General features: G+C 72.6%; 4 protein-coding genes. All 4 read right to left on the bottom strand.

Translation table 11 applies throughout. The annotated features are described in order from the left end of the window. Positions 1-419 (bottom strand): alcohol dehydrogenase catalytic domain-containing protein (locus tag ACWGH4_RS33275; RefSeq protein ID WP_453467411.1); only part of this gene is annotated, 419 nt, incomplete at its 3' end. Between the two features lie 78 nt (positions 420-497). Next, positions 498-1085, bottom strand: a complete 588-nt coding sequence (locus ACWGH4_RS33270; protein WP_453467409.1) for a helix-turn-helix domain-containing protein — start codon at positions 1083-1085, stop codon at positions 498-500. Between the two features lie 66 nt (positions 1086-1151). Then, the gene (locus ACWGH4_RS33265) at positions 1152-1898 is read right to left on the bottom strand and encodes a PIG-L family deacetylase (protein WP_441262439.1); all 747 of its coding nucleotides are present in this window, start codon (positions 1896-1898) and stop codon (positions 1152-1154) included. A 32-nt stretch (positions 1899-1930) separates the two neighbouring features. Beyond that, complete coding sequence (locus tag ACWGH4_RS33260) at positions 1931-3232, bottom strand: alpha/beta fold hydrolase (RefSeq protein WP_453467413.1); 1302 nt, start codon at positions 3230-3232, stop codon at positions 1931-1933. Positions 3233-3263 lie beyond the last annotated feature (31 nt).

Genomic DNA, 3263 nt, shown 5'->3' with positions numbered 1-3263 from the left:
GCGTGGACGAGCAGGGTCTCGCCCTCCTTGAGGGCGGCCCTGCGGTGCAGCCCGAACCAGCCCGTCTGGTACCCGATGTGCAGGGCGGCGGCCTCCGCGTCGTCGAGCGCGTCGGGTGCGGGGAGCACGGCGGCCGCGTCGGCGACCACGTACTCGGCGAGCCCGCCGTTCGGCAGGGCGGGGTTGGCGATGACGCGCCGGCCGTCCTCCGTCTCGCCGCAGACCTCGACTCCCGGGGTGAACGGCAGCGGCGGCCGCACCTGGTACTGCCCCCGGCAGAGCAGGGCGTCGGGGAAGTTGATGTTGGCCGCACGGACCTTGAGGAGGAGCTGTCCTTCGCCGGGCGTGGGCCGGTCCACCTCTTCGAGCCGCATCACCTCGCTCGGCTCGCCGTTGCGGTGCACTCGCCATGCCTGCATTTCGGGGCCTCCCACACGTAGGGCAGTTCTGTGCTGCGCCGCATACTAAGCGGTCGCTTGCCGGTCCGTGAAGACCCTTCACTCCTCCTTGGGCCGCGCCCGCACATGCATCCGCTCCCCCTGCGGCCCGAAGAGGCTCAGAAATTCGATCGGCCGGTCGTCGGCACACCCGAACCAGTGCGGCACCCGCGTGTCGAACTCCGCCACCTCACCCGGCCCCAGCACCACATCGTGGTCGCCGAGCACCAGCCGCACGCGGCCCGACAGGACGTACATCCATTCGTACCCCTCGTGGGTACGAGGTTCCGGCTGTTCCCCGGACGGCTTGTGGATCACCTTGTACGCCTGGAGCCCTCCCGGCCGCGCGGTGAGCGGGTACATCGTCCGGTGGCCGCGGACGATGGGCTTGGCGCGCACCCGCGGGTCCCCGACCGGCGGGGCGCCGACGAGTTCGTCCAGCGGGACCTGGTGGGCACGGGCGATCGGCAGCAGCAGTTCGAGGCTCGGGCGACGCCCCCCGGACTCCAGCCGGGACAGCGTGCTCACGGAGATACCGGTCGCCTCGGAGAGCGCACCGAGGGTCGCCCCGCGCTCGCGCCGGATCCGGCGGAGCCGGGGGCCCACCTCGTTCAGTACGGCGTCCAGCCGCGTGTCGTCATCACTCATGCACCCATTGCAGGAACGGCAACGTCATTTGTCAAATGAACAAACCGCGCGGCGGGGGCGGAGGCGTCAGCGCCCGAACAGCTCGAACGTGACGGCCGGGCGGCCGCCGAAACGCGGAGCCGCCATCTCGGCCATGCGGGTCAGGAACGTACGGCAGTACTCCTGCGGGTCCTGCTCCGTCAGGCCCTCGATGTACAGGCGGTGCTCCAGCAGCGACGCGACGGATCTCTCGAGTCCGGGGCCCGCGTCGACGGCGTGGGTCGGGCTGGTGGAACCCGCCACCGCCACCCAGCGCACGCCGTCCCAGGGCTCGAGGCCCTGCTCGGAGATGAGTTCGGGGAAGATCCAGCGGTTGCCCGCGTCGCCGGCCGCGTCGAGGGTCGCCCGGCCGACGGCCCGGTGGTCGGGCGTGTTCCAGGCCGTGCCGCCCCAGGTGTCACGGTGATTGAGGGTGATGACCAGCTCCGGCCGGTGCCGGCGGACGGCCGCCGCGATGTCCCGGCGGAGGTCGGTCCCGTACTCGATGACACCGTCCTTGTGATCCAGGAACTCGACGACGGAGACGCCGACGACGGCCGCGCTCGCCCGCTGCTCCCGCTCGCGCAGCGGCGCGCACTCCTCGGGGGCGATGCCGTCGATGCCGGCCTCTCCCCGGGTGGCAAGGAGGTAGGCGACCTCGCGGCCCTGGTCGGTCCATCCGGCGATGGCGGCCGCACAGCCGTACTCGAGGTCGTCGGGGTGGGCGACGACCGCGAGCGCGCGCTGCCAGTCGGCCGGCATCTCTTCGAGCTGTTCGGTCTTCTGATCGGTCATGTCCCGCAGGATACGGACCCACTGATCATGTGTCAGAGCTCCTGGCGGGCGAGTGCCAGCAGCCGGTCCACCACCCGCGGCCCGCTCACCCGTACTCCGTCGTGCTCGTACTCGTCGGTGACCCAGGTGCGCAGCCCGCGCACGGCACGGGCGGTGCGCAGCGAGTGGGCCGTGTCGACGTACATGTCGTCGTGGTAGACGGCCGCCGCCACCGGCACCTCGTTGGCGGCGAGCCGGGCCGGGTCGTACAGCGGCGCCCAGTCGGTACGGGCGGCGAGGAGCTCCGCGGTCTCGCGCAGCGGCCGCAGGGCGGGATCCACCTCGAAGTGCCAGGGGTGGACGGTCTCGCCGGTGAACATCAGCGGCCGGTCGCCCTCGAGCGCCGCCGCCGCGTCGAACTCGGGGAACTCGGCCCGCACTCGCTCCGCGGCCCAGTCCGTCGGCCGCCCGCCCTGTGCGTAGATGGCCTCGTGCAGCACCGCGTACAGCGGGTTCGCGGCGAACGAGAGGACCGGGCGAACGCCCTCCTGGAAGGCGTCGGACAGTTCGTGGCCCGATGCCGTGCGCACGAAGGCGTTCTCGAGCAGGTAGTGCAGCTGATGGCTGCCGTCCGCGCCGCCGAGCAGGATGCCCAGCGACTGGAAGGCCTCCGGCGTGAGGGTGTAGCCGCCGGGCAGCCGCGCCGGGCGCTCCGCGAGGTGGGCGGCGATCCGCCGGGCGCGCTCCACGTCCTGCGGGTAACGGGCGTAGTGCGCCTCGGCCTTGCGCCGGATGCGCGGGTAGGCGGCCCGGTAGACGTCGTCGGCGTGCGCGTCGAGGGACGGCAGGCCGCCGGTGATCAGGACCGTGTCCAGTCCTTCCGGCGCGGTGGACAGGTAGTGCGTCGCGCAGAAGCCGCCGAAGGACTGGCCCAGCACCGTCCAGGGCGCTCCGCCGGTGAGGCGCCGCCGGACCGTCTCGCAGTCGCGGACGATGCTGTCGGCCCGGAAGTGGGCGAGGTGATCGGCCTGCGCCCGCGGTCCGCCGCGCTGTGCGAGGGTCTGGCGGTTCTGCGGCGTGGAGCGGCCGGTGCCCCGCTGGTCGAGCAGGAGCACGCGGAAGTCCTGTACGGCCCGTCCCAGCCAGGCCTGCTTGCCGATGAATCGGCGGACCGCGTTGCCGGGACCGCCTTCCAGGTACACCAGCCACGGCTTGCCGGTGTCCGGGTGGTCCGCGGCGGACACGACCTCGCGGGCGTAGAGCTCGAGCCGCTCCCCGGCCGGGTCACCGTGGTCGAGCGGGACGGTGAAGTGGTGGTCGGTGAGGACGACTCCCGGCTGCCGGTAGCTGGCCACTGCTGCTCCTGTTCCCTGTGCGCCCCCGCCC

The sequence above is a fragment of the Streptomyces sp. NPDC054847 genome (assembly GCF_053610925.1).
Note: the sequence above shows the minus strand (reverse complement) of the source record. Positions and strands in the feature narration are given on the sequence as shown.

What these genes read in the sequence shown, in the direction of transcription:
- ACWGH4_RS33270 (WP_453467409.1), bottom strand. Translation starts at nt 1,085, where the DNA reads ATGAGTGATGACGACACGCGGCTGGACGCCGTACTGAACGAGGTGGGC.
- ACWGH4_RS33265 (WP_441262439.1), bottom strand. Translation starts at nt 1,898, where the DNA reads ATGACCGATCAGAAGACCGAACAGCTCGAAGAGATGCCGGCCGACTGG.